Annotated in this window: 30 protein-coding genes; 16 read left to right on the top strand and 14 right to left on the bottom strand. The window is 70.5% G+C overall.

All coding sequences use genetic code 11. The features are described from left to right. Positions 1–29 precede the first annotated feature (29 nt). Positions 30–1,397: an MFS transporter gene (locus J5X86_RS30155; protein ID WP_208519861.1), complete on the top strand. Its 1,368-nt coding sequence runs from the start codon at positions 30–32 to the stop codon at positions 1,395–1,397. A gap of 64 nt (positions 1,398–1,461) precedes the next feature. After that, on the top strand, positions 1,462–2,388 hold the full coding sequence (locus J5X86_RS30160) for a LysR family transcriptional regulator (protein ID WP_208519862.1): 927 nt from the start codon (positions 1,462–1,464) through the stop codon (positions 2,386–2,388). A gap of 41 nt (positions 2,389–2,429) precedes the next feature. On the opposite strand, the gene J5X86_RS30165 is transcribed toward J5X86_RS30160, so the two are convergent. Both J5X86_RS30165 and J5X86_RS30170 read right to left on the bottom strand, forming a co-directional pair. Next, on the bottom strand, positions 2,430–3,341 hold the full coding sequence (locus J5X86_RS30165; protein WP_208519863.1) for a universal stress protein: 912 nt from the start codon (positions 3,339–3,341) through the stop codon (positions 2,430–2,432). Positions 3,342–3,711: 370 nt separating this feature from the next. Then, entirely contained in the window at positions 3,712–4,134 is a 423-nt protein-coding gene (locus tag J5X86_RS30170; protein ID WP_208519864.1) for a MerR family transcriptional regulator, read from the bottom strand. A gap of 55 nt (positions 4,135–4,189) precedes the next feature. On the opposite strand from J5X86_RS30170, the gene J5X86_RS30175 reads away from it, so the two are divergent. Further along, positions 4,190–5,161 carry an SDR family NAD(P)-dependent oxidoreductase gene (locus tag J5X86_RS30175; protein WP_208519865.1) on the top strand — a complete coding sequence of 324 codons (972 nt, stop codon included), beginning with the start codon at positions 4,190–4,192 and terminating at the stop codon, positions 5,159–5,161. A gap of 207 nt (positions 5,162–5,368) precedes the next feature. On the opposite strand, the gene J5X86_RS30180 is transcribed toward J5X86_RS30175, so the two are convergent. Then, positions 5,369–5,494, bottom strand: coding sequence for a hypothetical protein (locus tag J5X86_RS30180; protein ID WP_374229304.1), 126 nt, complete (start codon positions 5,492–5,494; stop codon positions 5,369–5,371). A 210-nt stretch (positions 5,495–5,704) separates the two neighbouring features. Between J5X86_RS30180 and J5X86_RS30185 the strand changes: the two genes are divergently transcribed. Together J5X86_RS30185 and J5X86_RS30190 are read left to right on the top strand one after the other, a co-directional pair. Further along, entirely contained in the window at positions 5,705–6,268 is a 564-nt protein-coding gene (locus J5X86_RS30185) for a dihydrofolate reductase family protein (RefSeq protein ID WP_208519866.1), read from the top strand. Positions 6,269–6,373: 105 nt separating this feature from the next. Next, positions 6,374–6,727: a VOC family protein gene (locus tag J5X86_RS30190; RefSeq protein ID WP_078645921.1), complete on the top strand. Its 354-nt coding sequence runs from the start codon at positions 6,374–6,376 to the stop codon at positions 6,725–6,727. A gap of 60 nt (positions 6,728–6,787) precedes the next feature. On the opposite strand, the gene J5X86_RS30195 is transcribed toward J5X86_RS30190, so the two are convergent. Beyond that, complete coding sequence (locus J5X86_RS30195) at positions 6,788–7,054, bottom strand: hypothetical protein (protein WP_208519867.1); 267 nt, start codon at positions 7,052–7,054, stop codon at positions 6,788–6,790. A 611-nt stretch (positions 7,055–7,665) separates the two neighbouring features. Here J5X86_RS30195 and J5X86_RS30200 point away from each other — a divergent pair. Next, positions 7,666–7,959, top strand: coding sequence for a DUF6355 family natural product biosynthesis protein (locus tag J5X86_RS30200; protein WP_208519868.1), 294 nt, complete (start codon positions 7,666–7,668; stop codon positions 7,957–7,959). 226 nt (positions 7,960–8,185) lie between these two features. Here the strand turns inward: J5X86_RS30200 and J5X86_RS30205 are convergent, their stop codons facing one another. Next, entirely contained in the window at positions 8,186–8,881 is a 696-nt protein-coding gene (locus J5X86_RS30205) for an alpha/beta hydrolase (RefSeq protein WP_208519869.1), read from the bottom strand. Between the two features lie 76 nt (positions 8,882–8,957). Here J5X86_RS30205 and J5X86_RS30210 point away from each other — a divergent pair, with 76 nt between their 5' ends. Next, positions 8,958–9,590, top strand: coding sequence for a TetR/AcrR family transcriptional regulator (locus J5X86_RS30210; RefSeq protein ID WP_208519870.1), 633 nt, complete (start codon positions 8,958–8,960; stop codon positions 9,588–9,590). 135 nt (positions 9,591–9,725) lie between these two features. On the opposite strand, the gene J5X86_RS30215 is transcribed toward J5X86_RS30210, so the two are convergent. Beyond that, on the bottom strand, positions 9,726–10,121 hold the full coding sequence (locus J5X86_RS30215) for a hypothetical protein (protein WP_208519871.1): 396 nt from the start codon (positions 10,119–10,121) through the stop codon (positions 9,726–9,728). A gap of 266 nt (positions 10,122–10,387) precedes the next feature. On the opposite strand from J5X86_RS30215, the gene J5X86_RS30220 reads away from it, so the two are divergent. The 4 genes from J5X86_RS30220 to J5X86_RS30235 all read left to right on the top strand — a co-directional run bounded on the left by J5X86_RS30220 (position 10,388) and on the right by J5X86_RS30235 (position 12,584). Next, entirely contained in the window at positions 10,388–11,362 is a 975-nt protein-coding gene (locus J5X86_RS30220) for a helix-turn-helix domain-containing protein (protein WP_308124775.1), read from the top strand. 147 nt (positions 11,363–11,509) lie between these two features. Beyond that, complete coding sequence (locus tag J5X86_RS30225; protein WP_208519872.1) at positions 11,510–11,875, top strand: DUF2089 domain-containing protein; 366 nt, start codon at positions 11,510–11,512, stop codon at positions 11,873–11,875. Continuing rightward, positions 11,872–12,132, top strand: coding sequence for a hypothetical protein (locus tag J5X86_RS30230; RefSeq protein ID WP_119993444.1), 261 nt, complete (start codon positions 11,872–11,874; stop codon positions 12,130–12,132). Before J5X86_RS30225 ends, J5X86_RS30230 begins: the two co-directional genes overlap by 4 nt. 23 nt (positions 12,133–12,155) lie before the next feature. Then, positions 12,156–12,584 carry a hypothetical protein gene (locus J5X86_RS30235; RefSeq protein ID WP_208519873.1) on the top strand — a complete coding sequence of 143 codons (429 nt, stop codon included), beginning with the start codon at positions 12,156–12,158 and terminating at the stop codon, positions 12,582–12,584. Positions 12,585–12,724: 140 nt separating this feature from the next. Here the strand turns inward: J5X86_RS30235 and J5X86_RS30240 are convergent, their stop codons facing one another. Then, entirely contained in the window at positions 12,725–13,309 is a 585-nt protein-coding gene (locus tag J5X86_RS30240; RefSeq protein ID WP_208519874.1) for a hypothetical protein, read from the bottom strand. Positions 13,310–13,771: 462 nt separating this feature from the next. Here J5X86_RS30240 and J5X86_RS30245 point away from each other — a divergent pair, with 462 nt between their 5' ends. Together J5X86_RS30245 and J5X86_RS30250 are read left to right on the top strand one after the other, a co-directional pair. After that, positions 13,772–14,398 carry a HutD family protein gene (locus J5X86_RS30245; RefSeq protein ID WP_208519875.1) on the top strand — a complete coding sequence of 209 codons (627 nt, stop codon included), beginning with the start codon at positions 13,772–13,774 and terminating at the stop codon, positions 14,396–14,398. Between the two features lie 462 nt (positions 14,399–14,860). Further along, positions 14,861–15,556, top strand: coding sequence for an IclR family transcriptional regulator (locus tag J5X86_RS30250; RefSeq protein WP_308124776.1), 696 nt, complete (start codon positions 14,861–14,863; stop codon positions 15,554–15,556). A 103-nt stretch (positions 15,557–15,659) separates the two neighbouring features. On the opposite strand, the gene J5X86_RS30255 is transcribed toward J5X86_RS30250, so the two are convergent. The 3 genes from J5X86_RS30255 to J5X86_RS30265 all read right to left on the bottom strand — a co-directional run bounded on the left by J5X86_RS30255 (position 15,660) and on the right by J5X86_RS30265 (position 18,294). Then, positions 15,660–16,583 (bottom strand): triacylglycerol lipase, encoded by a 924-nt coding sequence (locus J5X86_RS30255; protein WP_308124777.1) that lies wholly within the window; start codon positions 16,581–16,583, stop codon positions 15,660–15,662. A gap of 359 nt (positions 16,584–16,942) precedes the next feature. Next, positions 16,943–17,518, bottom strand: a complete 576-nt coding sequence (locus J5X86_RS30260; RefSeq protein ID WP_208519878.1) for an SMI1/KNR4 family protein — start codon at positions 17,516–17,518, stop codon at positions 16,943–16,945. 293 nt (positions 17,519–17,811) lie between these two features. Further along, on the bottom strand, positions 17,812–18,294 hold the full coding sequence (locus J5X86_RS30265; RefSeq protein ID WP_208519879.1) for an Lrp/AsnC family transcriptional regulator: 483 nt from the start codon (positions 18,292–18,294) through the stop codon (positions 17,812–17,814). 163 nt (positions 18,295–18,457) lie between these two features. Here J5X86_RS30265 and J5X86_RS30270 point away from each other — a divergent pair, with 163 nt between their 5' ends. Next, positions 18,458–20,803, top strand: a complete 2,346-nt coding sequence (locus J5X86_RS30270) for a pyruvate dehydrogenase (protein WP_374229306.1) — start codon at positions 18,458–18,460, stop codon at positions 20,801–20,803. Between the two features lie 146 nt (positions 20,804–20,949). Here J5X86_RS30270 and J5X86_RS30275 read toward each other — a convergent pair whose 3' ends face one another. The 4 genes from J5X86_RS30275 to J5X86_RS30290 all read right to left on the bottom strand — a co-directional run bounded on the left by J5X86_RS30275 (position 20,950) and on the right by J5X86_RS30290 (position 24,281). Next, positions 20,950–21,447, bottom strand: a complete 498-nt coding sequence (locus tag J5X86_RS30275) for a hypothetical protein (RefSeq protein ID WP_208519881.1) — start codon at positions 21,445–21,447, stop codon at positions 20,950–20,952. Between the two features lie 184 nt (positions 21,448–21,631). Further along, positions 21,632–22,183, bottom strand: a complete 552-nt coding sequence (locus tag J5X86_RS30280) for a DoxX family protein (protein ID WP_208519882.1) — start codon at positions 22,181–22,183, stop codon at positions 21,632–21,634. Between the two features lie 91 nt (positions 22,184–22,274). Beyond that, a complete protein-coding gene (locus J5X86_RS30285; protein WP_208519883.1) occupies positions 22,275–23,666 on the bottom strand; it encodes an MFS transporter in 1,392 nt (463 codons plus the stop codon). Positions 23,667–23,777: 111 nt separating this feature from the next. Continuing rightward, on the bottom strand, positions 23,778–24,281 hold the full coding sequence (locus J5X86_RS30290) for a metallophosphoesterase (protein ID WP_208519884.1): 504 nt from the start codon (positions 24,279–24,281) through the stop codon (positions 23,778–23,780). Between the two features lie 109 nt (positions 24,282–24,390). Here J5X86_RS30290 and J5X86_RS30295 point away from each other — a divergent pair, with 109 nt between their 5' ends. Together J5X86_RS30295 and J5X86_RS30300 are read left to right on the top strand one after the other, a co-directional pair. Further along, entirely contained in the window at positions 24,391–24,957 is a 567-nt protein-coding gene (locus J5X86_RS30295; protein WP_208519885.1) for a tyrosine-type recombinase/integrase, read from the top strand. Between the two features lie 98 nt (positions 24,958–25,055). Then, positions 25,056–25,742 (top strand): GntR family transcriptional regulator, encoded by a 687-nt coding sequence (locus J5X86_RS30300; protein ID WP_208519886.1) that lies wholly within the window; start codon positions 25,056–25,058, stop codon positions 25,740–25,742. Positions 25,743–25,787 lie beyond the last annotated feature (45 nt).

The following is a 25,787-nucleotide window of genomic DNA, read 5'->3' on the forward strand; positions in this document are numbered from 1 at the left end:
TCTCCCACCCCATCCCCAAGGAGGCGCGCATGCCCACCACTCACACCGACGTCACCACGGCCGAGGTCGAGGTGGCCACCGACGTCGTCGCACTGCGCAGAAGCGTTGCCGCGGGAGCCGTCGGCGTGTTCGTGCACTGGTTCGACTGGGCCGCCTACGCCTATCTCGCGGGCACCGTCGCGACCGTGTTCTTCCCGGACGAGAACAGCACCACCGGACTGCTCGCCGTGTTCGGCGTATTCGCCGTGTCCTTCGGTATCCGGCCCATCGGCGCCCTGGTGTTCGGACCGCTCGGTGACCGGATCGGCCGCAAGCGCACACTGTCGCTGGTCATCTTCATGATGTCCGGCGCGACCCTGGCGATCGGTCTGCTGCCCGGCTACGCGGCGATCGGGGTCGCCGCCCCGGTGCTCCTGGTGATCCTGCGCCTGATCCAGGGATTCGCGGCGGGCGGCGAGTTCGGCAGCGCGGCGAGCTTCCTCGCCGAGAGCGCTCCCCGGCGCCGCCGCGGATTCGGGGTGAGCTGGCTGGAGGTCGGCTCCCTGCTGGGCTTCCTCGCCGGTTCGTTCGTCTATCTGCTGCTGTCGACGGGGCTCGACGAGGACCAGCTGACCGCCTGGGGCTGGCGCGTCCCCTTCCTCGTCTCCGCGCCGCTCGGCGTCATCGGCTTCATCATCCGCAACAAGATCGAGGACACCCCCGAGTACCGGACGCTCGAAGCCAACGACACCGTGCCGCGCACCCCCATACGGGAATTGCTCCGCCGCCACAAGCGGCATCTGCTCCAGGCCGCGGGCCTGATGGCCGCCATGCACGTGCCGTTCTACATGGTGCTGACGTACCTGGTCACCTACGAGACCGACCACCTGGGGCACTCGGCCGGCAGCGCCGCCCTGCTGTCCACGGTGATCTCACTGCTGGGGCTGGTGCTGGTCCCGGTGTTCGGGCTGCTGTCCGACCGGGTGGGACGCAAACCGGTCTTCGTCGGGGCCACCGCGGGCCTCCTGGTCCTCTCGACCCCCGCGTTCCTCCTCATGCGGACCGGGCTCGCCGGAACCTGGATCGCCGGGCTGCTGCTCGGCGTGATCCTCGCCGCGATCCTCGGCACCTACGCGGTGTGGTCTGCGGAGATCTTCCCCACCCGCACCCGCCAGAGCGGCCTGTCCATCGCCTACAACCTCACCGCCGCCCTGTTCGCCGGCACGGTGCCGTACCTGATGACCGTGCTCATCTCCGCGACCGGCAGCACCCTGCTGCCCGGCCCCTACCTGATGGTGTTCGCCGTCGGTGGCCTCATCGCCGCCCTGTCCCTCAAGGAGACCGCCGGTTCCGCCCTGCTGCGCCCCGAGGACGTCTCCGACGCGCCCGCGGAGAGCCACCAGGCACCGCCCGCATAAGGTCCGGCCGCCGCATAGGGTCGGCATCGGCACGGACACCGATCACCAGGCGCGAGGGTCACGCATGACGTCACCGGTGGGTTTCACCCTCCTCCAGCTCCGCTACTTCCTCGTGGCCGCCGAGCGCGGTTCGATGACGGAGGCGTCGGGGGCGCTCCACATCGCGCAGTCCGCCGTGTCCGCGGCCATCCACAACCTGGAGCGCGACCTGCGAGTGCAGCTGTTCATCCGCCGCAGGGGCCGGGGACTGACCCTGACGCCCGCGGGGGAGAGGCTTCAGCAGCAGGCGCGGGAGCTGCTGGCCCGTGCGCGCGAGATCGAGCGGGAGGCCCGGGGAGACGGCGAGACGATCTCCGGGCCGGTGGCCGTCGGCTGCTTCGTGACACTGGCCCCGTACTATCTGCCGCCCCTGTTCAGCGAATGCACCGACCGCTACCCGGGCATCGAGATCGACGTGGTGGAGGGAGAGACGGATCAGCTCGTCCAGGCCCTGCGCGCGGGACGCATCGACTTCGCCCTCACCTACGACCTCGGTCTGACGGCCGAGATGGACCTGCGCAGCGAGACGATCGCGCGGGCCCCGGCCTATGTCATCGTCGCGGCCGACCACCCGCTGGCCCGGCAGGGCTCCGTGGAGCCGGCCGAACTGTCCGCGGAACCCCTCGTCCTGCTAGATCTGCCCCACAGCCGCGACTACTTCCGCTCGCTGATCGCCGCCACCGGCACCGCGCCCGATGTCCGCTACCGCACCCGGAGCTATGAAACCGTACGTTCCCTGGTGGCCCGGGGGCTCGGATACTCCGTGCTGAACCAGCGGCCGGCGACCGGCCAGACGTACGGCGGCGGCGAGATCGCGGAACTGGAGCTGCGGGACGGAAGCCCCCCGCTCGAAGTCCAGATCGCCTCGGTGAAGGGCATGACCCAGACCGCCCGCGCCCGGGCGGTGATGGAGCTGCTGCGGGAGATCGCGCCCCGCCCCGCCAGGGCCTGAAGAACACGGAACCGGACCGGGCCTTGGGGCCGCGGCGGTGGTCAGGCGCTCGGGACGGTGATGACCGGACAGCGTGCGTGCTGCGTCACGCCCTGGCTGACGGAGCCCAGCAGCAGGCCGGTGAACCCGCCGTGCCCGCGTGTGCCCACGACCAGGCCGAGGGCGTGTCCGGACGCCTCGGTCAGGACCTGTACCGGGTGGCCCGGTACGACCTCCTGGCGCAGTTCCACCTCCGGATGGCCGGCGGTACGCCCGGCGACGGTCTCCGACAGCAGCCGACGGCACTCCTGGACGGCGGCCTCCTCGTCGGGGGTTCCGAACCGCGGAGGTTGCCATACGTAGAGGGCGCGCAGGGCCGAGCTGTGCAAGGCGGCCTCGTCGAAGGCGAAGTCGACGGCGGCCGCGGAATGACGACTGCCGTCCACCCCGACCACGAAATGCGGCTGCCGCTCGGGGACGTGCTCCGGCTCGGGGGCGTGTTCCGCCTCGCGGACCTGCTCCGGCTCCGGCACGACCACCACGGGGCAGGGCGCATGGGCGATGAGCGGCAGGGCGACGGCGGCGGAGGTGAAGACCTCCTGAAGAGCGCTCAGGCGCCAGGACCCGACCACCACTACCGTGGCGTTCCGCGCCCGCTCACGCAGCACCCACGCCGGATGCCCCTCGGCCAGCAGACCCGATACCCGCACCTGTGGATGCCGGGACTCGACGAAGGCCACCGCCTCCTTCAGCATGCGATCCCCCGACGTGTGCAGCGACTCGTTCCACTCCTCCCAGGACGGCCGCCCGCCCGTCGGCCGGTACCCGGGGGTCGGCACGTTCTGCGCGAGAACCAGCAGCAGCGGCAGGCGGCGCCGGTCCGCCTCGTCGGCGGCCCAGCCGAGCGCCGCGCGTCTGCCCGGATCGGGGTCGAGGCCGACCACGATCGGTTCATCTCCGTGTGCGTGCGCCATCGCCGACCTCCTATGGCTCCTCCGACCGGCACATCGCGCCGGAACGTCCCCCGGCGTCCACGCCCCTCGGCCGCACGGCCTCGGCCGTGTCCGTTGCTTCCAGCGGGCTCAACCAGTCATGGCCTGTCACCTCGCGAAACGATGGCAGCCGGCCACTTCCATGCTGCGCGCCCCCACGCCACCCTGCGAATCGGACACCGAACGCTCGCAGCGGGGCCTGCTGTGGCCGCGCGGCAGCTCAGGCGGAGCGTCGCGCCAGACTCTCCAGGACGGCCACCGCCCGATCAGCGGTTTCCGCAGGTCACTCTCGCCGGTCGTGACCCGCCACCCTACGCACCAGGGTCGGCCCTCGCGGTTCTGTGCTTGCCCCTCAGGCCGTCGGGTCCCAGAGTCCGCCCGCCTCGCCGCGGGCGAGGTGTTCGGCGTAGACGCCGACCTTCCAGGCGATGACGGAACGGCACTCCTCCAGTGCCTGGATCTGTGCGTCGACGCGCTGCCGGTGGGCGTCGAGGAGCCGCAGACGTTCCGCCTCGTTGCCCGGACCGTGCCGCACCAGTTCGGCGAACCGCCTGAGGTCGGCGAGCGGCATGCCGGATGCACGCAGCTTGACGCAGATCAGCAACCAGTCGACGTCGAACGCGGTGTACCGCCGCCGACCGCCGGAGGTGCGCCGGACCGGTCCGACCAGCAAGCCCTCGCGCTCGTAAAGGCGCAAGGCATGCACGCTGAGTCCGGTCCGCTCGGCCACCTCACCGATGCTCAGTGGCTCCGCGGAGGTCTCGCCAGTCGCCATGCGCCCCACTCCAGGATTTGATCTAGACCTCGCTCTAGATCGTAGCGTCGTCAGCATGACCAGCACTGATCAGCAGCCGCTCGGCTCGCCCTTCTCCGCCGTCAGCACCGCCGAGGACGTCATGGCCGGCCTCGATCTCTCCGGCACGAGCGCCGTGGTGACCGGGGGCTACTCCGGGCTCGGCCTGGAAACCACCCGGGCCCTGTCGGCGGCCGGGGCCCGGGTCATCGTTCCGGCACGCAGGCCCGAAATCGCCCGCGCCGCGCTCGCGGAGGTGGCGGGCTGCGAGGTCATCTCCATGGATTTGGCAGACCTCGACAGTGTGCGCGCCGCCGCCGCACGGATCAGCGACTCCCTCGCCCGGCTCGACCTGTTCATGGCCGTCGCCGGCGTCATGGCCACCCCGGAGCGGCGCGTCGGCCCCGGCTGGGAGAGCCAGTTCACCGCCAACCACTTCGGACACTTCACTCTCGCCTGCGAGCTCTATCCGCTCCTGGCCGCCGCGGGCGGTACGCGCGTCGTCGTCAACAGCTCCGCCGGACATGCCCTGACCGATATCCGCTGGCACGACCCGCACTTTCGCACCGGCTACGACAAGTGGCTGGCCTACGGCCAGGCCAAGACCGCCAACGCCCTGTTCGCCGTGCGACTCGACGCCCTCGGACGCAACGACGGTGTCCGGGCCCTCGCGCTCCACCCGGGCAAGATCGTCACCGGCCTTCAGCGGGAGATGACACTCCGGGAGCAGATCGACCGCGGTTGGGTGGACGAGCACGGCAAGGTGATCGGCGCCGACTTCAAGACCCCCTCCCAGGGCGCCGCCACCGGCCTGTGGGCCGCCACGTCCCGACTCCTCCACGACCGCGGCGGCCTCTACCTGGAAGACTGCGACGTCTCACGTGTCTGCGCCCCTGACGCTCCCATGGATGACGGCGGCGTCCGCGCGTACGCCATCGACCCCGGCGCCGCCGCACGGCTGTGGGACCTGTCCATCACCGCGACCGGTGCCACCCCGATCACCCGATGACCCTGCCCGGCACGCGCCGCTGCGGCGCTCGACGGCAACGCACCTCTTACAGCCGAGGGCCGGCGTCGCCTCATCGAACGCTGCCGCACCCGCCCGATGCGCGCTTCGGGCACAGCGACCTGGCGCCCTCCCGTAACGCCCACCTCCCCCCATCCGCCATTCCGGCGCATGGTTTTTCGGGGCAGCGTCTCCCCGGCTGTCGCGGTGCTAGGGGAGCTCGTGGCGGACGAGCGCCTGGACGAACGGCTCCCCGGTGGTTCGGGCGTACGCCATCCGTTCGCGCACCTCGTGGAGTGTGCGTGGGCGCAGGCAGAACCTGCTGCCGCCGCTCATGCGGAGAGCACAGTCGCTGAGGCCGCCACCCGGGGGTCTGGGACCGCACCCCGGCCGGACCCCCTCCAGGCCCAACCTCCAGCATCCACCGGGACAGTTCACCTCCCCGAAGACCTGGAGGCACTGGTCCACTGCGGATCCCGCGAGTCGCGATGAGTCCTGCGGCGTCTGGCGGTCGTACTGTCGAACCCGTATCGAGGAGGACTTCTGATGCGCAGCGTGACCTATTCGATGGCCGTCTCACTTGACGGCTACATCGTCGGGCCGGACGGCGGCTTCGACTGGACGGCGCCCAGCGAGGACGTTTTTCGTTTCTCCATTGACGAGATCCGTGAGATCGGCGTCCACCTGATGGGACGCCGACTGTACGAGACGATGCTGTACTGGGAGACCGCCGACCAGGATCCATCGCTCGATGACTCCATGCTCGAGTGGGCCGCGCTCTGGAAGCCGCTCCCCAAGGTGGTGTTCTCCACCACGCTGTCGGCGGTGCAGGGCACTGCCCGCCTGGTCTCCGGCGGCCTGGCGGAGGAGATCGAGCGGTTGCGAGCCGAGCCGGGGGAGGGCGATATCGCGATCGGCGGCGCGGCTCTCGCCGCCGAGGCGGCCGCGTTGGGGCTGATCGACGAGTACCGGGCCAGGGTCTACCCGGTGCTGGTTGGCGGTGGTATCCCGTTCTTTCCCCAGCGCGAGCGCCGGGTGGATCTCGAACTCGTGGAGACCCGCACCTTCAGCTCGAGAGTCGTCTACCTCCGCTACCGCGTGGCGCGCTAACCGGCTCGTCCGCCGAATCTGGAAATGGTCGTCGCTGAGAAGACGTCAGTGGGCCCTCTTCATGCATGCCTGTTTTCGAAGCCCTGGCAGGTCTAGGCTCGGCTGATGACCTTGGAATGGCGCAATGTAATCGTTCACTCCGCAGATCCGGTGGCCCTGGGGCAGTGGTGGGCCGAGGCTCTTGGTTGGGTTGTGGTCCACTCCTCTGATGTGGAGTTCGCGATCCGCCCGGAGCCGGATCGCGTGCCGGGGTTGGAGTTCGTCCGGCTTGATGAGCCCAAGAAGGCCAAGAGCCGACTGCATCTCGACTTCGTGCCTGATGATCAGGACGCCGAGGTGGCTCGCCTTGAGGCTCATGGCGCACAGCGTGTTGATATTGGTCAGGGTGACCAGTCGTGGGTTGTCATGGCAGACCCCGAAGGCAACGAGTTCTGTGTCCTCGGCCGACGGCGTGAGTAAGAAGCCGTGGGAATGAGTCCGCTCCCACCGTCGGGCGGCTCCGCGGATGGCGCGTTGGGCTCAGTCGGTGATGAACCAATCGTTCTTGAGGTACTCCAGGGTGTAGCTGCCGAGGTCGTCGTCGGAGAACGTGGCGGAGGCCCTGACCGCTTCCGCCGGCATCTCGATCTTGTCGGGCGTGCGCACGGCGATGCGCTGCGGGTCGACCGTCGCGGTCTGCAGGGCCTTCTTCTGCGCGGGCGAGATCATCTGGAACACGGCGGTGTACGTCGACGTGCACGGGCCGAGCCCTTGGGCCTGTGCCTTCTTCGCGGCGGGCCCGGCCACTTCGCAGACCGCGTCGATGTCCTCACGGCCGAGGGCGTGGAGGTACTGCTCGTACTGCCGGATCGCGCCCTCCTTCGTCCTGGGCGCGGGCTGGTCGCCGGTCGGGGCGGCCGACGGCTTCTCGGTCCGAGCGACGCGGACGGCTGGCCGACGGCTCTTTTGCCCGCGTGGAGGCGGACGGCCGCGAAGGCTTCGCGTCCGTGTCCTCCTTCGATTTCTCCGGACCGCACGCGCACGCCAACAGGGCCACACAGGCCGATACCGCCACGCTCACTATCGTCCGCGCTCTCATCCGGTCCCCTCACCACCAGCCCACAACACATCAAGAGGTCACGCAGGATCCGGGGGAACGGTTCCCGAGCCGGTCCAGGCGTCGTGATCGGTGCCGCCGATCGGTGCCGCCGATCGGTGCCGCGCTCGTCGCCGTCCCGCTGACGCCTGTGTTCCCCAGGACCCCGGCCATCCCCTGGCGTTGGTCGTACCGGCCGCCATGACACCCCCCGCGTGGCGGACGGACCCTTTTCCCGACCCGCCGGGCAATTGGGGCATACGCGGCACCAGGCGACGGCTAGCCTGCCCGTGTCCATTCCGAGACGACCATGGGGGACCCGATGCGTGTCCTGCGCGCCGCCCTTGCCGCGGCACTGATCGGATCAGCCGGACTGGTGGCAGCCCAGCCCGCCGCTGCGGCGGCCGACCCGTGCGGCTTCTTCGCACGGACCGGAACCGCCTACTACAACCACTGCGCCGGGGACACCGGCACCTGGGTCGAGATCCGGATCGACATTCCCAACTGGCCTGACGACTACCGGTGCGTGGGCCCCGGCACGACCAAGATCGGATCCACGCTGTCGATCCGCAACGCCTGGTACAACGGCCGGCGTTGCCCCGTCGGCGGGGACTAGCCCACCGCCTCACGGCCGGTACGAACACGAGACAGCCCCGCCTCCCCTGAGTTGGGGGACGGGGCTGCTCGTGACGCGGTTCTCCTCTTCGCGGCGGGCCCTGCGCTGTGCCGGGGAACTGCGCCATGCGCCGGCCACCCTCGCTGAACACCCGTCGATGACGTCCCCCGCGTGCGGGGACGTCATTCGCGGGGTGGCTGCCGGTCCGGCTCGTCCGCGGCTGCCGTCACAGGCTCAGCAACAGGTCCCGGACCGCTTCAGGCTGGGACAGGAACGGGTGGTGGCCGGCGTCGAGTTCGACGACGCTGCCGGCCCGGCGGGCGAACTCCCGCTGCAGCCGCGGCGGGGTGCCCCGGTCCTGGGCGCAGACGAGGTACGTCGAGGGCAACTGCTGCCATGCGGCCGCCCCGACCGGCTGCCCGGTCACCCGCACGCTCTGCCGGGCGAGGTGGTCCGCCGCCTGCGCCTGAACCTCGGGGGCGCAGTCCCGCAGGAACGTGTCCACGAGCAGTTCGGGGCGGACCCCGAACGTGCCGGCGTCGGGGTCGACGTCGAGGAACGGGGCGGGGCCGCCGTCCCCGAAGTCCGACAGGCTCTGCCCGACCTCGGGCAGGTAGCTGGAGACCAGCAGCAGGTGGTGCACCGACCCGACGCCCGCGGCGGCTTCCGCGGTGACGATGCCGCCGTAGCTGTGGGCGACCACGACGGTCGGCTCGTCGTCGGCCTGCAGCACCTGCCGCACCGCGGCGACGTCCTCGGGGAGCCCCGGACCGCCGACGCCGCCGGGCAGGCCCGCCTCGCCGCAGCTCGGCAGCGCCGGTGCCACGCTCGGCACCCCCCGCTCCTGCAGCAGCTCGGCGGTGCGGTGCCACCACCACGACCCGTCCCGCACGCACGCCCCGTGCACGAACACCACTCTCATCGCCACCTCCACGTCGGCCTCGACTGCCCCCCTGCCGAATATAGACGTAGTGGCCGTTACGTGAAAAAGTAGAACCGTGGGTAGACGACCGCAACCGCACATCAAGGAGAGGCTGCTCGACGCCTGCGCTGATCACGCCCTCGCGCACGGCCTCCCCGACCGGCTCGAGCCGCTGGCCACCGCCACCGGCACCTCGGCCCGCATGCTGATCTATCACTTCGGCACCCGCGACGACCTGCTGCGGGCCGTCCTCGGGCGTGCGCGGCAACGTCAGCTCGACACATTCGGCGACCTCCTGCGGGCGCGACCCGACGAGCCGTACACGACCACCCTGAACCGTGCCTGGATCTCCATCACCGGCCCGGACGGGCAGCCGTACCTGCGGATGTTCGGTCAGCTGCGCGAGAGCGCGGAGCAGCAGTTGTGGCCCAACTTCCGGCGCACCGCGACGACCGACTGGCTCGGGCCGCTCGAGGACGGCCTGCGCAGCATCGGCCGGCCGGATCTCGCGACGCTCGTTCTCGCCGTCATCCGTGGCCTCCTCATGGACCTCGACGCCACCGGCGACACCACCCGCACCGATCGGGCCTTCCGCGACTTCCTCGAAGCAGTCGAGGACCTGTCCAGCGGCCACTGTTCAACCGCTTGCCGCCCCCAGGAACACGTCAGCGGTGACACGACCGGCACCGACACGGCGTCGGGCACATAGTGCTGCGCCGCCCACCTGTCTCCGAAGGCCAAGACGGGCTTCGCGCGCGGAAGCCGACCTCTGTCGCCGGCGATCACCCGCAGGAACGCCCGGGTGTCCTCCGACTGCGGTGTGGTCTCCGGGCATACCGTGGCGTCAGCTTCCCCAGGTGCGGTACCAGGATGCCTTCGAGCAGCCCTTGATGGTGTCGCAGACTTCGAAGTAGATGTACGCGGGCTTGCCGTTGATCGACTCGTAGAGGTTGTGGGAGACGCTCTGGTGCCCGTCCACGACGTGTCCGACCCTCTTCCATGAGTCGTTCACGCCCTTGTAGTTGTAGGCGACCCACGTCGCGCTCGCGTCGTGGACGTTGTCCCAGATCTCGAACTGGTCTCCGTAGGGGTGGAATACCACCCCCGCCGAGTTGCCCGACGTCCGGGCCCAGTTCTGGTTGGGGTAGCCGGCGGCGCCGACGGTCGGAGCGAGCGCGAGGGCGCTGCCGAGCAGGGTCACGGAGAGAGCGGTAGTGATGAGGTGCTTCCGGGTGTTCACGGGTCCCCCTGTCAGTCTGTGCACCAGCCATGTCTGGTGACGGCGCGCGGTAGGCGGCCGGTCGGGCGTGCGGCTTCAGCGTGCCGTCACCGTGCGGCCCCTGTCGTGAGCAGTCGGCGCATTCGACTTGGCGTACAGCGCACTTCCTTTACTTCTGCGCCGCGGCGAAGCTGGTATGCGCTGCGGAAATCCCGCGGCTCGAGGCGCGCTCTGTCCAACGCATCCGCAGCAAGCGGGACATGCCGGGGAACGTCATGCTGACCACTGTGCTGAACACCGCCCACCTGCCACCCACCGACCGAGAGATGGCCTGGGCGGAGACGACGGGGCAGGCCCTGATGGCCACCCGTATCAGCTTCCTGGAGCCCGACCGGATCGAAGCCCAGATCCAGACCATGCCCCTTGGGCCGGTTCAGCTGACGGTGATGTCCTACACGCCGCTGTCATCCCGGCGCACGCCCCGGCTCATCCGGCAGTCCGATCCGGAGATGTACCAGCTCGCGCTGACCATCGCGGGACAGCAGAGCATTGAACAGGCCCGGATGTACGCGTCGATTGGTCCCGGCGACCTGCTTCTGTACGACAGCTCGCGGCCGTTCACCGCCATCGCGGGCCCGGATCCCCCAGGAGCCCGGGCGATGCTGTTGCAGTTCCCCCGGCGCCTCCTGCCGCTGCCGGAGAAGGCCGTGGCTCCGCTGTGTGGAACGGTGCTTCCCGGACGAGCGGGTGTCAGGCGGCTTCTGTGCCAGATGCTGACCAGCCTCGCCGATACGCACGCCGATCTCACCTCCGCTGACAGCACCCGGCTGGGCACCACCGCGGTCGATCTCGCGACGGCCCTGCTCGCTCACCACGCCGACCGGCAGACCCTGATTCCAGCCGGGTCACGGCAGCGTGCACTGTTCGAGCAGGTCAGTGCCTACATCACCACCCACCTGCCCGATCCCGGCCTCACACCAGGCGCCATAGCCGCGGCGCACTTCATTTCCACGCGCTACCTGCACCGCATCTTCCAACAGCACGGTGCCACGGTCGGCGACGTCATCCGGCAGCAGCGCCTCGCCCGCTGCCGACGGGACCTGGCCGACCCTTCCCAGCGCACTGTCCCCATCGCCGCCATCGCCATGCGCTGGGGATACCCCAGGCCATCCGACTTCACCCGCGCCTTCCGCGCCGCTAGCGGCATGACTCCGAGCGAGTACCGCTCCGCCGGCCAGGACGCGAACCGGGCGCAACGGTAGCTGCGCCGAGGGCGGGCCGTAGTCGGCCGTGCCGAAGTCGAATTATCAAGATCAACATCGTGAATCTTAAAGTCTATGGATTGACTCCTTGAAAATCTCAAGGTAGACATGAAGTATGAAGAGGTCGCCGAGAGTAAGGAGCCGAGGATGGACTGGCAGGACCTGACGGACCTGACGCGCGGTCGGCCATTCGCGGTCGAGCGGGTCCGCCTCGCCGACAGCGGCGTCGCGATCGAGGGGCAGTTCGAGCCGCCGCAGCTGGCCCAACTCAGCATCGACGACCAGATCTTCGTCGCCGCGTTCGTCCGGGCGCACGGATCCATCAAGGAGATGGAGCGGATCTTCGGGGTGAGCTACCCGACGATCAAGTCCCGGCTGAAGCGGATCGCCGAGCACCTCGACTTCGTCGACGTCGACCCAGCACCCACCAGCGCCGCCGACGTCGTCGACCGCCTGCGCCGGGGAGAGATCACCGCCGAGGACGCCCTGGCCGAACTGGAGCGGGACCGATGATCCCGCAGTTGGTGACGGTGCGCGTGCGCCGTTCCAACGGCCGCCGGGTGCGGCTGTACATCCCCGTGGTGCCGGTGGTGCTGGTGCTGTCGCCGCTGCTGCTGCTCGCCGTGCTGGGCGGAGTGGTCGCGTGCCTCATTTTCCGGATGAGTCCGGGAGGCGCGCTGCGCGGTGCCGGACAGGTGCTGTGGGCGCTGCCCGGCACCCGGTTCGAGATGGCGCAGGGCCGGACAGCCGTGCTGGCCAGCGTGAGATAACTCAGAGAATCAGGAGCACACGCATGAACGAGCAGCGCCGCCAGATCCTGGAGATGCTGGCCGAAGGAAAGATCACCGCGGACGAGGCCGAGCGGCTGATCGAAGCGCTCGAGCGCGAGCAGCCCGAGACGCCGCCGGGAACGACGTCCCGCCCGAAGGCCCGCGCGAAGTACCTGCGCGTGGTCATGGACGCCGAGGACGACACCGGCGGCGGCCCCACCCGGCTCAACGTCCGTATCCCGCTGCAACTGCTGCGCGCCGGGGTCCGGCTCACCACCTTGCTCCCACCGGCGGCCATCACCAAGGTCAACGCGGAGCTGGACAGGGCCGGGGTGCCGATCGACCTCGCCGAGCTCAAGCCGCAGCACCTCGATGACCTCATCGACCACCTCGACGACGTCATCGTCGACCTCGACGACCCCGGCTCCAAGATGCAGGTCTACTGCGAGTGATACCGGCCCTGGCCGGCACCGACACCGGCGATTTCGGCATCCCCGTGGCCTACCTCAACGGCCGGCTCGCCACGCAGGGACGCAGCCCACTGGGCCAGCCGGAACCCCCGGCCGTCCCGTGGCTGTCAGGTCGAAGCGGCTCAGGAAGGCCCCCACGCCGGAGGCGTGTCCACCGGGGGGCTCGCGGAGTGCTGCTCGGTCCAGCCGGTGGCGGCCACCACCTCGCGCGCGATGTCCGCGAGAGCCCGCCCGTCCGTCGCCACCCGCACTGCGTCCGCAGACGTCTGCTGGTCCAGCAACCGCGCCTTACGGGTACTGCTCTCCCATTCCGTCTCCAGCTCCGAGCCGATTTCCCGGCGCTCCAGCCGTTCCCGCGTGGTCGTGTCGCTGGCCGTGAGAAGAACCCGCACGATCCGCAGCCCGCTGCCCATGGCCCGTTCGAACATGCCGGTCGTCTCGGGCACCACGCTCAGCGTGTTCGTATAGATCAGACGCCGGTAGCCGCGGCGTGCGTAGTTCGTCCACACCGCGATCAGATTGCTTTCAGTGATCTCCGCACGGCGCGGATCTCCTTCCGGAGCTGGATGCACCTGCCCCATGAAGTCACCGTCGATGACCGCGTGAGGGACCGCCGCGCCTCGTAGCAGCGCCGAAACCTCCCACCCCACCGTCGTCTTGCCGACCCCGGCCCGCCCTCCGATGAGGAGCACTTCCGCGTGATCCATGCACGCAGCCTGGCAGCCCACCCCCGTCTCACGCGATCGAATATCGAAGTGCCCTGCGGAAGCGGGCGGTCAGGCCGCGCCGGTCCTCACTCGCGAGCGTCTCCGCCCAGGCCGGGCTGACGTACGCGGCATTCTTCGGCTTCGTACGGGCGGCCGAGGAAAATGAGCGGGCCGGCGAGGTCTTCTGCCGCGTTGGGGTCGCCCAGATCGATGGCGACGCGGCAGAGGGACACGGCTTCGTCCGGGCTGACACCGCTGGCAGGACCTACGTCAACGACAGACCCACCGGGGCGAACCCCGGCCTGGACTGGACCTATCGCTCCATGGGCACCGCGGGAAACTGACCCGGAGCAGGATGAGCACCCGCACCGCCCCCTACTTCCCCGGACCGAAGCCGTACCCCCGACACTCCTGCCACTGAACCCGATCGGCCAGGCCGACAGGGATGGAGACGAACTCGACATGCAATCACCGAAGAAGCCCACCGGAGAACCGGGAAACGGCTCGGCGGACACCGCACACATCATCCCGATGGCCACGCTCGAACCACAACGGTGGGCCAACGGACGAGGCTGGACCCGCGAGATCCATCGTGAGCCCGCCGCGGATTCCCCGGAGACGGTCGCGTGGCGGCTGAGCCTCGCGGACATCGAGGACACCGGCCCCTTCTCACCCTTCCCGGGGATGGAGCGCCATCTGCTGTCGGCCGCCCCCGTGCCCCTTCAGCTGTCCATCGACGGTGCCGTCCACGATCTGCGTTACACCCAGATCGTCACGTTCGGCGGGACCGCCGAAGTGGCCACGACCGCCGTTCACGGCAGGGCGCGGGCGCTCAATCTCATGGTGCGCAGCGGCATCCGCGGCAGCCTCGACCTCCTCGGGGGCGACGCGCGGTTGTCGGTCTCGGCCGCGTTCGCCACCGCTCTGGTGGTCCTCGACGGCATCGTCACGCTCGGTGGCCGACGGCTGGAGCGTTTCGACACCATCCTTCCTGGCGCCGAAGAGACACCACTCACTCTCCAGGACGCGACCGTGGCCCGGGTGCGCGTCGAGACGTCGGCGACGGATGCCGCGCCCGCCCCCGCCTAGCACCGCCCGAACGCACAGTTTTCTCCCGGTGCCAGGCAGGGGCGGTGGCCGGACAACTCCTGGATGCAGCCGGTGCCCACGGGGCCGCTGGCGAGGATGTCACCGGCGCGCGGCGTGGTGCCGCGCGACGCGTGCGCCGACATCTGGTCGAGCGTCCTTGCTCTTGGACGGGCTGTACACGAACCCCATCTCGCTTGCGGAGATGTCGCGTGGGCTCCAGTCGCAGTAGACCGTGCATGACGGTCTTATGCGTAAACGACAGCTTCATATCCGGGGGCGAGGGGTGGCCGTGTCTCCGCGCGCACCTGAAGCTCTTGTTGCATGCATGCCAACACTCTGGCGCACGGCCCTATCCGCCGAAGGGATCGCCACATGCGTTCAGCGCCGCCTCCACCTCCACCCAGCGGCGTGCCCGCTGAGAAGGAATCAGCCCCCCGCTCGGTGACCGGCCGGGTTCTCAGCGTGCTGGATGCGTTTGCCGGAGAACGCCGTCGGCTGACTCTCTCGGACATCAGCCGGCGAACCGGGATACCGCTGGCCACCACGCATCGGCTGGTCGGCGAGCTGCTGTCCTGGGGTGCACTCGAACGGAACCGGAACGGCCGGTACGAGATCGGCCTGCACTTGTGGGCGGTCGCGGCCACGGCTCCACGATGGCTGGAACTGAGAGACTTGGCGATGCCCTTCCTCCGGGGCCTGAACCGGAAGACAGGGGGGCAGCAGGTTCGGCTGACGGTGCTGGACGGCATGGAGACGGTACTCGTCGAGCGGATCGGTGCCCCGGCCACCGACGGAGCGGGCGAACCGGTCGGCGGCCGGCGCCCGGCGCACGCCACCGGTGACGGCCTGGTGCTCCTCGCATACGCCGGGGCGACCGCCCAGGCACGCTATCTGGCCCACCATGCCCTGACGACCGGCCTGCGGCGCGTGCTCGCCGAGGTGGAGAGGACAGGCTTCGCGGTGAACGGCCGGTGGCCCGGTCCGGGGGGCACGGCGTCGGCCGCGGCTCCCGTGCGGGACGCGACGGGCGAGGTCGTGGCCGCTGTGTCCGTCCTCCCGGGGACCTCTGGCGCCGGACAGCGCGTGCTCGCGCCCGAAGTCATGGCTACCGGCCGGGCCATCTCCCGAGCGTTGTGCCATCGGCGGAACGGCGCGTGAGCCGACGCTTCCAGCGGGCGTGAACGTGGATGGAGCGGACAGAACGGGCTCGTGAGGACGGCTCCCGCGGCGGACCGCAGGAGCCGTGCGTGCGAGGACTCGCTCAGAACGGGCAGGTGTCCTGCCAGCGCGTGACCAGGGCGGGGCTGTTCCTGTCCGCTTCCCGTGCCGCGCCGCACAGGAACGGGCTGAAGCGGGTGTCGCCGTACAACCAGCGGCTGAAGAACGACACGATCCACTTGCCCTGCTTGGCCTTGTTGCCGTAGCCGGTCATCGGGCAGAGGTGGTCGCCGGGAACCTCGATGTAGAGCTTCTCGGCCTGGGACATCGAGTTGTACCAGGGCAGAGCGTAGGTGTTGCCGTGCGCGACGGGGTCGCTCTGACAGGTCATGAAGAAGGTGGGGTCGGTCACTCCGGAGAAGTTCTGGTTCGGGTTGTACGGTGCCAGCGGCACGCCCGCCTTGAAGCGGGAGTCGTCCCGGAGAGCCACCATGACACCGCCGCCGCCCATCGAGTGACCGGCCGCACCGAGTGTGCCGTTCACCTTCCCGTAGATCGGGTTGCCGAAGGCGGAACCGAACGAGATCAGCTGCGTGCCGGCGGCGCTGATCTGGCGGCCGCGCGACGCGGGATCGTCGCCCAACGTAAAGGTGCCGACGTTGATGACGACGAAGCCCCAGGAAGCGAGGCGGGGCGCGAGCCACTGCAGGTTCTGCTGGGTCCCTTGATAGCCCGGCATCAGCACGACGCCCGGGTACGAGCCGTCGGCCGTCGGATAGGTGATCGTGCCGGACCCGTACCCGCTCGGATTGGGAACGGTGTAGGTGGCGGTGGCCAGCGGCCCGTTCGTGGCCTCGAGTGAAGCGGCAGTCGGATTCGGGATCGTGGCGAGGACGGAAGCGCTGTCGGTGGCCGAGCCGGTCGCGGGCCTGCTCCGGGACTGCGGCTCGGCGGCCGCGGTCGGTGTGACGGAGGCCGTCAACAGCGCGGAGGCGAGGGTGGTCGCCAGCACGATCAGCACGGCCACGGCGCGGGACCGGGACCGTAACGGCCAAGCCCTTCTGGACGAACGACGAGTTGGACGCATCAAGAGACCTCCAGGACGCTGCGCGGGTGCGCGCTGCCGGAAGTGCAGCGCGTCCGCAACGTAAATTGCGCAAGAGACACCCGGAAGTCGGGTTTCTGCCCAGCGGAAGGAAACGTCGTAAGGGAGTTCTTCGGCAGCCCGTGAAGGGTGTCAATATTCCGATCAGGCTGCTGAGCCGAGTGTTTCCTGTGGATGGTGAGGCGGCCGGGGCACCCCTGCTGACGGCTCGGCGCCACAGAGAGCCTTCGCTGTGGTGGAGCTCGAGGGTCCTGAAGAGGTGACCCGCGCGGCTCGAGCGTTCATCGAACTTCCGGACGGTGGTGCGACATGTCCCTTCCCGCGGACAGGGCATCGGAGGCGTACAGCAGATAGTCGGCAAACGATGGATAAAGTCCCATGTCGGGAAACGATGCCTCGCCGAACCAGCCGAGCTGCCCGTAGCCGTCCCCAGGCGTGCAATCGACGAACAGCATGGACCATGCATCGGGATCGAAGACGATAAGCGGCAGCAACCGCGTAGAGGGACTGAATTCCGTTCCCTCAAAAATGTCCGGTGGAAAGTGGTTTCTCGCCCATATGCTCAGCTGTGAGATCGGCCCGATACCGTAGTCGGTGAAGATGTAGCCACTCGGGTCCGCATCCCCGCCACTCCCGTTGAAGTCGCCGGCCGGTCCGGTGCCGTTGCGCACCAGATAGAAGGCGCGCACGTCGGCGGGAATCTTGAGGTCCAGGTCCCGCTCAAGGGCCAGGATCTCCTCCTCGGTGGCTGGTTCCGGAAGACGCTGCCAGGCGCGGGGGACATGCTGCTTCAGCCACGTCTCGATCCGCCGCCAGGAGCCGAGGGTCCGTTCGACCCGTACTTGTTCCTCACTCATGCCCGGACCTTAGTTGCCGGGTATGACACACGCGACACACGTGTAATCGGCGACCGCAGGGCGTTCCCCGCCACCCGGTCTTGGAGATTCGGGCCCTTGACCGGTGTGAACTGCTGGTCGTTCCCCCTCCACGCTGAACGCCGACGACGTCCCCTGTCGGACGTGGCGTTCCGGATCGTGGCCCGCGCCGTGCTCCATCCGTCCGCCGCGGCCCCCGAACCGGCAGCGGATGACACCCAGGTCGGCGCCGCCCATAGGAGTTCCACGGGCCCGCCGTGTCCCCCGACAGCCTGCTATCCACCCGCCGCGGCACGGCGCAGCAGTGGGGTGAGGCGGTGCGGCACCAGTTCGCGCATGGCCAGGGCCGTCGTGGTGCGCTCGATGCCGGGGATGGCGAGGATCTGTCCCGCGATTCCGTACAGGGCCTCCACGTCCGTGGCGACCACCCGTATGAGCAGATCCGTCTCGCCGCTGAGGCCGAAGACCTCCACGACCTGGTCGATGCCCGCCAGCGCTTCGGACACCTCGGCCAACCGGTGCTGATGGACCCGCGCGGTGACGAACGCGGTGAGGGGATGACCCAGTGCCTTCGGGGTGATCCGGCGTTCGAAGGAGTCCAGCGCGCCGCCCTGCTCCAATCTGGCCACCCGCGCTTGGACGGTGTTGCGGGACAACCCCAGCTGCTCGGCCAGGGCGACGATGGTGGCTCGTGGATCGGCGGCAAGGGCGAGCAGGATCCGCGCGTCGGTGGCGTCCACGCCTCGCTCATCGCTCATAGTGTCCAATCGATGTCTCTCATCCGACTCGGAGTCTGAGCAGAATGCTCAGTCCTACGGGGACATGTTGTGCACCCCAGGGATTATCTGTCTACTGGCAGAGCACAACGTCAAATTTTTGCAGAAGCAAGGTGCGGACAGTGGGGTGCGCTCTGTGACGGTCGTGAACTCGGAGCTGAGGTCAGTCGGCGGCAAGGGCCCGGGCGTTGCCCGGGAGGCGGAGCTCGCCGTGCTCGAAGCGGTCGAACGGCGCGTGCTGTGGCTGTCCACGGCGATCATCGATCATGCCAACCGGGTGCGGCCGAACCCCACGGGTCTGAAGGTCGGCGGCCACCAGGCGTCCAGCGCCTCGATGACCTCGATCATGACGGCGCTGTGGTTCCACGCGCTGACCTCCGAGGACCGGGTGTCGGTCAAGCCGCATGCCTCGCCCGTGCTGCATGCGATCAATTACCTGCTGGGTGAGTTGGACGCGTCCTACCTGACCACCCTGCGCGCCTTCGGGGGCCTGCAGAGCTACCCCAGCCGGTCCAAGGACCCCGACCCGGTCGACTACTCCACCGGATCGGTCGGCATCGGCGCCACCGCGCCCTTGTGGGGCGCCATCGCGCGGCGCTACACGGAAGGGCATTTCGGTGGGGCCGGTACGGGACGGCAGTACTCCCTGCTGGGCGACGCGGAACTGGACGAGGGCGCGATCTGGGAAGCGATCCAGGACCCGATGGTGCCGGGCCTGGGCGAGGTGGTGTGGGTCGTAGACCTGAACCGGCAGTCCCTGGACCGCGTGGTGCCCGGTATCGCCGCGGAGCGGCTGCGGGGCATGTTCACCGCGGCCGGCTGGCAGGTGATCAACCTCAAGTACGGGCAGCTCCTGCAGGAGTTGTTCGCGCGGCCGGGCGGCGAGGCGCTGCGCGCCCGTATCGACGCCATGGGCAACCCCGAATACCAGCGCCTGCTGCGGTGTTCCGCCGACGAATTGCGTGAGCGCCTGCCCGGCACCGGCTCCACGGCCGGGCCGATCGCCGACCTCATCGCGCCACTGGACGACGCCTCGCTGCTGGCGGCGGTGCGCAACCTGGGCGGCCATGACATCCGCGCCCTCATGGACGCGTACGACGCCGTCGACGACACCCGCCCGACCGTGATCTTCGCGTACACGGTCAAGGGCTGCGGGCTGCCCACCGAGGGCCATCCGCAGAACCATTCCTCGCTGCTGACCGGCGACCAGATGGAGGCACTGGCCAACCGTCTGGGGACGGACCTCGACCGCCCCTGGGCGGCCTTCGGCGACGGCTCGCCGGAAGCGGCCCTGTGCGCGGCGGCCGCCGATCGGCTGCGCCGCCCCGGACACACCTCGCGGCGGCCCCCCGAGGTCCCCGCCGACCTGGCCCGCCCGGCACCGACCGGTACCGGCAACACCCAGCAGGCGCTCGGGCGCGTCCTGCTGGACCTCACCCGGCGGGCGCCGGAGGCGGCGGAACGGATCGTCACCGTCAGCCCCGACGTCAGTTCCAGCACCAATCTCGGTGGCTGGCTCAACAAGGTCGGGGTGTGGTCGCCGACCGAGCGCCCCAACTGGTTCGCCGACGACGCCGAGACGATCCTGCACTGGCGGGAGCGGCCCACGGGCCAGCATGTGGAGCTGGGCATAGCGGAGACCAACCTGGTCGGCCTGCTCGGCGAACTGGGCACCACCTGGAGCCGCTGGGGCCAGCCGCTGCTGCCGATCGGTGTGGTCTACGACCCCTTCGTCAACAGGGCGCTGGAGCCGTGGTCCTTCGGTATCTACGCCGGTGGCCAGTCGATCCTGGTCGGCACGCCGTCCGGCGTCACGCTCGCCCCCGAGGGCGGTGCGCACCAGTCGATCACCACTCCGTCACTCGGCATCGAGCAGCCCGGCTGTGTCACCTACGAACCCGCGTTCGCGATCGACACCGAATGGTGTCTGCTGGCCGCGCTCGGCAACCTCGGTCGGCCGGACGGGAGTTCGGCCTACCTGCGGCTGTCCACCCGGCCCGTCGACCAGTCCGCGGCCTCGGTGCCGACCGACCCGGCCGCGCGTGAGCGCCGCCGCCGGCACGCGGTGGCCGGAGCCTACCGGCTGAGGCAGCACGAGAACCCGGTGGTGACCCTCGCCGCGATGGGCGCACTGGTCCCCGAGGCCCTGGCCGCCGCCGACCGGCTCGCCGCCCTCGGCCACGGCGCCGATGTCGTGTGCGTGACCAGCCCGGACCTGCTCTTCCGCGCGCTGCAGGCCCGCCGCGGCCTGTCGGAGGACCCGACCTGGATCCTCGACCAGGTCTTCCCCGCCGAACGGACCACTCCGCTCGTCACCGTGCTGGACGGCCACCCGCACACCCTGTCCTTCCTGGGCACGATCCAGAACACGCCCGTCACCACCCTCGGCGTGACCCGGTTCGGCCAGTCCGGTGCGATCGAGGACGTCTACCGCTACCACGGCATCGACAGCGATGGCATCGTCGCCGCAGCGCTGGACCACCTCGAGTAAGGCGAGGGGGCCGGAGGCTCGCGTGCCGCGCACCTTCGAGGCGCCGCGCATACGAGGTGCCGCGCATACGAGGGTGCCGTCCGGTGGGGGACGGCACCCTCGTATCCGCGGCGTTTCCAGCCGTTTCCCGGCGCCTGCGTCCGGTGTTATCTCGGCATCTCCGTCGATGTGCCGTTCACCGTTCCGGTGGCCCTCGTGGGGCGCTCCAGGATGCCCCGGGCGTCGGGCGGGGCAGGTTCCGGGGCGCCGGTGGTGTGCTGCGGGCCGGTGGACTCGGCCGCGCCGGCGCTGCCGTTCGCGGTGCCGTTGTGCGGCTGCGCCGACCCGTTGATCTTCTCGATCGCCTGCCGGGCCTGCTCACCGGGGGAGCGGGCCGCCAGCGGCGGTGCGGGGTGGGGCGCCGTGGCCGCGGGCTGGGGCCGCTCCCGCTCGGGTTTGGCGTGGACGCCGATGGTGTGGGTCCCCTGGCGCAGCCGATGGCTGACCGCCTCGTCGAGGCTCACCGGCCGCTGCGTCTGGGCCGCCAGCCGGCCGGCCTCCTGGCCCAGCGCGGCGACCACTTCCCAGGGCAGATGGAGCACCAGGCGTACTTCGGCGTCGCCATCCGGCAGCGCCTGGATGGGAGGGATGAACCGGTCATTCATGGACGGGGCCTCCGGTCTCGGTATCGGCCTGTGCGGGCGGCGCGCGTCCCATGGCAGGACGCACACAGAGCGATACGGAGAACCGGCCCCTGGTGTTCACCCGTGCGACGGCGATCCCTCTCCCCGCCCCGTGCCCGGGCGCCTCGCCGCCCGGTGCCCCGGCTCCTGGTGGCCCCGGTGGCCGTCAGTTCTTGCTGAGCAGGATCGTCACCGTCGCCAGGATCGCCGCCAGCACCAGCATGGCGATGCCGTAGATCAGCCGCTGCGACCGCAGGACGGGGAGGAACGCGTCGAGGGAGATCCGGCCGGCTCCGGTGAGCGCGAGCCCGGCGGCGCCGACGCCGACGAGCAGCGGGAACTCGAAACCGCCGAAATAGCCGAGTGGCGTGGCGGCGGCGACGGCGTTGGCCATCGTGCCCGCGACGGCCGCACCGGCGAGCGGGGTGAGCAGCCCCACGGCGAGGGCGAGGCCGCCGAAGGTCTCGGTGAGCCCGGCGATCACGGCCATGGCCTTGGGCGCCGGATAGCCGAACTGCGCGAACGCCACGGCCGTCTTGTCGATGCCCAGGCCGCCCCACCAGCCGAAGAGGTGCTGTGCGCCGCGCGCGGCGACGATCAGCCCGACGCCGAGCCGGAGGACCAGCAGACCGACATCATGGGCTCGGAGCACATGCGCCGCCGATCTGGGCGAGGCCGGGGCGGGTGCGGTGGCGTTCTCGGGGTGGGATGAAGTCATGGCGCCCTCGTCTGGTCGGGCTCGGCGCGGATCGCCGAGCCGAGATCCGATATGCACCCTAAATACTTTTTATTCCACCGAGCTGCGGGGTTCAATCCGGGCACCGGTCAGCCGCGGCGCGGCCCTCGCGTGAGCCGCCGGGCCGTAGCCGCGTCAGCACCAGAAGCGCGGCCCCGGCCAGACAGCAGCCCCCGGCCGCCATCAGGGCCGCGTCGACGGCCGCGGCCATGGCGGCACCGTGCGCGTCGGCGGCGGGCCCGGACAGGGCCACTCCCAGCCCCGCCGCGGTGGTGATGACCGTCTTGGTCACCCCCGACGCCTCCCCGGCGCGCTCGGGCCGCACCACCGCCTGGGTGGCGATGAGCGTCAGGGCGCCCGCGACCCCGAGCGCGGCCCCGCACCCGGTGACCGCGACGAGGAAGACCGGCAGGGTCGGCGCCGCCGCGGCGGCGCCCAGCGCCAGCGCCCCCAGCACCAGAGCCCCGGCCATCGCCCGCACCGCGTCCGCCGTGCGGATCCGCCCCGCCACCGGCCCGGCCAGCGCCATCGCCGCCGCCGGGGCCAGGAAGGCCGCCCCCGCGCCCGTCGCCGACAGCCGCCACGGCCCCTGCAACGCCAGGGGCACGACGAACAGGACGACCACGGTCGCGGCATTGGCCGCCGCTCCGGCCGCCGTCAGAGCCACAAAGGGCCGGTTGCCGAACAGGGCGAGATCCACCAGCGGATGCGCCGCCGCCCGCTCATGCCGTACGAAGACGGCCCCGAGCCCGACCGCCAGCACCAGGGCCGTCGCCGAGCGGCCCGAGGCCCAGCCCCAGAGCGGCCCCCGGTCGACCAGGATCGCGAGCGCCGCGAGCGCGCCGGTCGCCGTGACCAGCCCCGCCGCGTCCACGGACGTCGGTGCGGTGGTGTCCCGCGACTCCCCGGCCCGTGCCGCGCACACCACCGCGACCAGCGCGAGGGGCACGTTCAGCCAGCACACCGCCCGCCAGGACACCGCCTCGGTGAGCACCCCGCCGACGTACGGCCCGCACACCGTGGCCACGCCCCCGATGCCCAGCGCCCGGCCCATGACCCGCGCCCGCGAACCGGGCGGGCAGGCGTTCGTCAGCAGGGCGAGACCGGCCGGCATGGCCATCGCCCCGCCCGCGCCCTGCACCACCCGCGCGCCCACCAGCACCGGAAGCGACGGGGCCAGCGCACAGACCAGCGACGCCCCGCCGAACACCGCAAGACCCGCCGTCAGCAACCGGCGGCGGCCGTACAGATCGCCCAGCCGCCCGGCGCCCGCCATCAGCGCGCCGGCCGCGAGCAGATACCCGCTCACCACCCACTGCAGGCCGCCTCCCGCCGCCCCCAGATCCCGCCCGATCGCGGGCAGGGCCAGGTTCAGCGCGAACGCGTCCAACTGGACGCAGAACACGGTCGCGGACACCGCCGCCAGCGCCCATCGCCCCGCGGACCCGCCACTTACCGCCGTCATCACACACTCCTCGGCACCCGAAAAGGACATGTCGGATACCGGGGCTGAAAGGAGAGACGAGCGAACGGAAGGAAACGGGCGCGGCCACCCCACCCGGGGAACGGCGATCGGTCAGCGGCGGGGCGGCAGCCGGTGCAGCTCCACGGCGGTAAGCCGCCCGTCCTCGATCGCGGCCGTCATAAACGTACAGTACGGCTGCCGGCGCCGGTCGGTGGGGGAGCCGGGGTTGAGCAGCCGCAGCGGCCCCTCGGCCGTGGAGTCCCACGGGATATGGCTGTGGCCGAACACCAGCACATCGAGGCCGGGGAACCGCTCGGCGCAGCGCCGCTCCCGCCCCCGCGCCGCTCCGGTCTCGTGCACCACGCCCAGCCGCACCCCCGCCAGCTCGGCCCGGGCCACCTCCGGCAGCCGCGCCCGCAGCTCGGGCCCGTCGTTGTTGCCGTACACCCCGATCAGCCGCCGCGATCGCTCCTGGAGCAGATCGAGGGTGGCGAGGTCGACCCAGTCGCCCGCGTGGACCACGACATCGGCGTGCGGCAGCCGCTCCAGCAGCTCCCCGGGGAGCGCCTTGGCGCGCCGGGGGAGATGGGTGTCGGACATCAGCAGAAGACGCACACGGACGACCGTACCGCCGTGATGCCCTTGACGCGGGCATCGACGGAAGAAATAGTGTGCCAAGCGACTCGATGTCGCCTCGGTGTCGCGAGGCTCCCAGGGGGTGGACATGGCAGCGCGGTCCCAGGCGCGGACGGCGAAGGAGGCGGCGCAGGACCGCTATCCGCGGCCGGTGGTCTCGACGGCGGAGGCGGAGTGGATCTGGCGGCAGCTCTCGGTGCAGGCGATGGAGGACGGCGCGAAGCCGGAGACCGTACGGCTGGCCGTGGTGGTGGGCCTGGCGCGGGCCAGTGGCGCCCGGTACGGCGGACTGCTGCGCTGCGGACTGTCGGCGCTGGACCTCGACTCCGGATGGGTGACCATCGAGCACGGCAAGCATCGCGTCCCGCGCCGGCACGGCCTGGACCGCGGCACCGTGCTGGTGCTGCGCCGCTGGCTGCGGGTGCGGCAGGAGCTCTGCGCCGAGCTGGAGGGGTCGGTGCCGGACGCGCTGCTGCTGACGGTGCACCACACCCATGACAACGGTGTGACCGTGGTCGCCGGGCTGCCCATCACCCGGCAGGGGCTGGTGCTCTCCTGGCGCCGGTTCGTCCACCGTACGAACGCCCGGTACGCCGGTCGCCGCCCTCCGCTGCCCACCCGCTTCGAACAGGTCCGCCGGGTCTGGGACACCTGAGCTCGGACCCCGGCCGGGCCATTGACGGGCCGCTGGCGCAACGTGACATTGTACGCTGGCACTCCGCGCCGACTCGACGTGCCATTCGGAGGGCCGAGATGGGTGAACTCAAGCATCGGAGCCTGGCCACCGTTCAGCATCGGCTGCGCGACCAGGTCGCCCATCAGCTGCGTGCGGCCTTGATAGCGGGTGAACTCCGGCCGGGCACGGTCTACTCGGCGCCCGGTCTGGCCGCGGACTTCGGGGTCTCGGCCACACCGGTGCGGGAGGCCATGCTCGACTTGGCCCGCGAGGGTCTGGTCGAGCCGGTGCGCAACAAGGGCTTCCGGATCACCGAGGTGAGCGACCGCGACCTCGACCAGTACACCGAGATCCGGGCGCTGATCGAGGTCCCGGTCGTCGGCCGGGTCACCCGCACCGCGACCCGCGCCCAGCTCGAAGCGCTCCGCCCGATCGCCCTGGAGATCGTCGAGGCGGCGGCCGCCCATGACCTCGTCGGCTATCTGGAGGCCGACCGTCGCTTCCACCTCGAACTGCTGGGCCTCAGCGGCAATGACCGCCTCGTCGAGACCGTCGGTGACCTGCGCAAGCGCTCCCGTCTCTACGGCCTGACCTGGCTCGACGAACACGACCAGCTGCTGCCGTCCGCCGAGGAGCATGTGGAACTGCTCGATGTGATGCTGGCCGGGGACGCCGAAGCGGCGGAGGCATGCATGACCCGCCACCTCGGCCATGTCCGTTCTCTGTGGGCCCAGGGCCGCGAGGAGGCCGCACGAGTGCCCTGACGGGGTGCCGCCCCGCCGGGCCGCTTGGACGGGAGCGGGCCGCTT

Source organism: Streptomyces sp. NEAU-YJ-81 (assembly GCF_017592595.1).
GTDB classification, from domain to species: Bacteria; Actinomycetota; Actinomycetes; order Streptomycetales; family Streptomycetaceae; genus Streptomyces; species Streptomyces hygroscopicus_B.